At 50.1% G+C, this 3,727-nt stretch carries 1 protein-coding gene, 1 pseudogene and 1 other annotated feature; the gene and the pseudogene both read right to left on the reverse strand.

Annotation, left to right across the window (positions count from 1 at the left end):
- Positions 1-150 precede the first annotated feature (150 nt).
- A pseudogene (locus Q0859_RS21305) lies at positions 151-583 on the reverse strand (transposase); the annotation flags it as partial.
- Positions 187-303, reverse strand: a sequence feature (AL1L pseudoknot). Its footprint overlaps the pseudogene before it by 117 nt.
- Positions 584-636: 53 nt before the next feature.
- Positions 637-3,519 (reverse strand): hypothetical protein, encoded by a 2,883-nt coding sequence (locus Q0859_RS21310; RefSeq protein ID WP_299155145.1) that lies wholly within the window; start codon positions 3,517-3,519, stop codon positions 637-639.
- Positions 3,520-3,727: the final 208 nt, after the last annotated feature.

Here is a 3,727-nt window from a genome sequence, read left to right on the forward strand (position 1 = left end):
GGGGAATTACCCCGATACAGAAATTGAAGGCGGCTTAGATTCTACTGATGCGCCCCTCTAAAAATGGGGGGATTACCGAAACTCGGCCTTATGTCCATCGGGGTCCGAACACATTCCTGAGCGACTTTGACTACATTGAGAATATCGCTTGTCAGCACGCTTGGCCAAATGGTCATAGAACGTGGCTGGGGCAATCGGCAGCACACGGCAGATTGGCTCGACTCCATGTATAGCCCGGTGATCTTCAATGAACTGGATCATCGTTTCAGTGGGCGGTCGAGCTCCGCCTGGGCAAAATATGCGGACGCTTTGCGCAGGATCTCATTGGCCTGCTTCAACTCGCGCACCTCACGCTCAAGCGCTTTCATCTTCTCGGCCTGCTCGGTCGTGATGCCGCCACGTTGGCCGGTATCAACCTCGACCTTCTTGACCCAATCGTTCAGCGTTTGCGGCGCGCAGCCAATCTTCGACGCAATCGACACAATCGCCGCCCAACGGCTTCATGCTGCCCTGCGCCATCCAATACCATCCGCACAGCACGTTCGCGGACTTCTGGTGAATACTTGCTTGTTGTCTTTGTCATGATGCTCCATCCTACTCATGAGTTGGAGCCTCCGGCAAACCCGGCGCGGTTCATCATACAAAAATCATATCGTCGAACAACTGCGATACCTCGGTGTTAAGGACCAACAAGCTATCTCCACCTCCAAAGTCGAATAAAACATCATCGTCGATTTGTGTCGCATGATGCAAAGCATCGTTTGCATCTGTAAATCCGAAATCGCGGAAAACGATCACATCGACATCGTTTTCAAAATCATTGATTTGTTCCTGACCCCAGTTGTGGTTGAAGTTGAAGTAGTCTGCGCCTTCTCCACCAATAAACACATCGTTGCCTAAACGACCATGGAGGTGGTCATTCCCACCGCCGCCAACAATGATGTTGTCACCGGCATCTCCACGCAGATTGTCGTTGCCACCCCCACCGTGCAAGTTTTCGATATCCGAGTACGTGTCACCCGCGGCTGCACCTGTATTGACATGAGCGAACTGCAAGTCAGCAATTAGATTGCCATCAGTACTGTAGTAATGCGCAAAGTCGAATCCATCACCACCGTCGAGGTGGTCCGAACCAACGCCGCCCCAAAGACTATCATTTCCACTGCCGCCACTTAGGGTATCGTTCCCAAAGCGACCATGGATTTGATCATTGCCTGAACCTCCCAAGATAGTGTTTTTGCTAGCATCGCCTCGAAGGTCATCGTTTCCAGTACCGCCGTGTAGATTCTCGATGTTTGAATAGGTATCTCCAGCCGCTGCACCAGCGTTGTTTTGGCTCTTTTGAAGATCTGCAATTAGATCCGCGTCTGTCGCATAATATTGTGCAAAATCAATTCCATCGCCACCATCAAGATGATCCGCACCGGCTCCGCCCCACAGGATATCGTTTCCGTCACCCCCATTTAGTGTATCGTCCCCTTCGCCTCCCAAGAGTGTGTCCGTGCCGCTGCCACCATCTATACTGTCCGTACCAGCACCACCATCAACCAAATCGCTTCCATCATCTCCGCTAAGATGATCAGCGCCCATCTGTCCTAGCAGCACATCATCGCCGTCGTGCCCAAAAAGTACGTCGTCGCCAGCTTGGCCTAACATTCTATCGTCGCCAAAGTGCCCAAAGAGCGTGTCAGCCCCCTGACCACCATCAAGAGTGTCGTTGCCCCAACCACCTCTGAGAGCATCGTCCCCTTCTTCTCCAAATAACAGATCATCATCGAGCTGTCCGTTTAGAGTATCATGCCCATCACCGCCAAAAATTGTGTCATTTCCCCCGTCTCCGGTTATCAAGTCATTACTAACCGAGCCGTTGATTTGATCGCCAGCATCTGTAACGTCCTGAAGCCCAATCATCAGAACTTCGAAGGGTTGAAGGTCGAGCGATAACAAATCACCCTCCAGCATAAAGCCCGATGAGACCGTCACTGTTGGGTTGGAACTATTAGCGGTTGCTTGACCATCATCAGATGTCAAATGCGTATAGGTGACAAAGTAATTATCAGAGACGGTGAAGTTAGCCAGACTTAGTTCAATCGGTGTGGTCGAGGCTACTCCGCTTCGTTCGGCCGCATAGATAGTCATTCCATCCTCACCAGCGTACCCATGCAAGTCGACAACATCATCTACTTCAAAGTCAAACATGGGTCGCATGCCTTCCGCTTGCGACAAGAATTGAAAAGCGACGCCACCAAACGTGAGATCGCCTTCGACGCTATCAATAAGGGATCGGGCAAGGGTTGACGGATTTGCAAATGTAGTGGGCCAAAAATTGGCGTAATCTATACCATTGGATACGAGTTCAAAAAAGCTTTCAATCACCGTGTGCGCGTATTGAAGACCGTTGCTATTTGGGCCCCTTGGGCTCCACTCTGAAATTAGATAATCTAATTCAACGGGAGCACCCAAAGCGTCGATAAACCAATCAAAGGCAGTCTGTAACGCGAAATCCCTCTCACCATCAATCCCGTCAAAACCATGTCCAAAATAAACGTGATTGATTACCCCACTGAGATTGCTTACCGCGCCGGGCACACTGGCGAAATTTTCAGCAATTATTTGGTTACTGGAGTGAGAATTACCGATACCAGAAATTGTTACCTCAACCCAATGGTCTTCCGGTGGGTCACTTATGTGTCGGTCAGGATAAATATTAAAATCGCCATTGCCGTCTGATTCTAAATAAGCCACTTCATCAAGATTTGGCGTAAACGTATTGGAGCTTGAGACGATTTGTATAAAGACTTCGATATCTGGATATTCTGTCGAGAGGTGAGCCGTTAGGATGCCAGCAAGTAGCCCGTACTCAGCAGATGACATTTCTCCACTACCCCAGAACTCATTACCAATTTCCACATGCGTGATCTGAGTGCCCGCCTCAGCGGCAAGTGCCATCGCTTCCGACATATATCGATCAACCATATCAAGGTAATCGGATCTGAGCTCTGTACGGGTGCCAAACTCTCCGGCCTGTAACGCCTCACCGGCGGACTGCGTGAAAGCAACTCTGGTCGGAATCACGAGTTGTACGTCAGCACCGATGTATCCGGCAGCTTCAAAAAATGAGTTGAGTGGCGTAAGGGTTTGCGTCTGCCTGCCATCGAAGTGGGATGTTGCATCCCAGTTCCCAGTCAGAAACGATGCTTCGGCGAATGAATCCTCTGTGACGCTGCCCCCAGGAAAACGTAGGGTTGAAATGCTCATGGACTGCAGTGTATCAAGCAATGCCGTGCTATCTGCTAGCTCAAAGTCAAAACTCGTGACGAAATTTGCCCCCAGAAGACCGGGGGTCACAATTTGATCTGCAAACTGCTCATTCTCGACAATAGTATACGACAGCATCAGTTCTTTCCTTTTCGAAACCTTGGAAAGAAATCCATTAGCAATGGGGCGACTTGCGTCAGGAACCATGACAATCTTCTGGCGACTAACTAAACTTTGATTTAGGCGGTAGGTTTTTGACACATGAATGTGGGAGCTCAACGAAGCTTGCGTACGAAAGAACTATTCGCGGTTCCGATTGTATTAACAGCGGCCTAACATCCTGGCGATGAGGCTGAGCAAAAGTAAGCGATTTGATGGCGTCGCTCGGGGCGTGTGGTTCCATTTGAACCCCTTCACGTTCCGCAGATGCAGAAAGCACAGGCCGAAGCCCCAGGTCTGCTTGGCATTC

Origin of the sequence: uncultured Tateyamaria sp. (assembly GCF_947497045.1) — a bacterium.
Taxonomy (GTDB): Bacteria; Pseudomonadota; Alphaproteobacteria; order Rhodobacterales; family Rhodobacteraceae; genus Tateyamaria.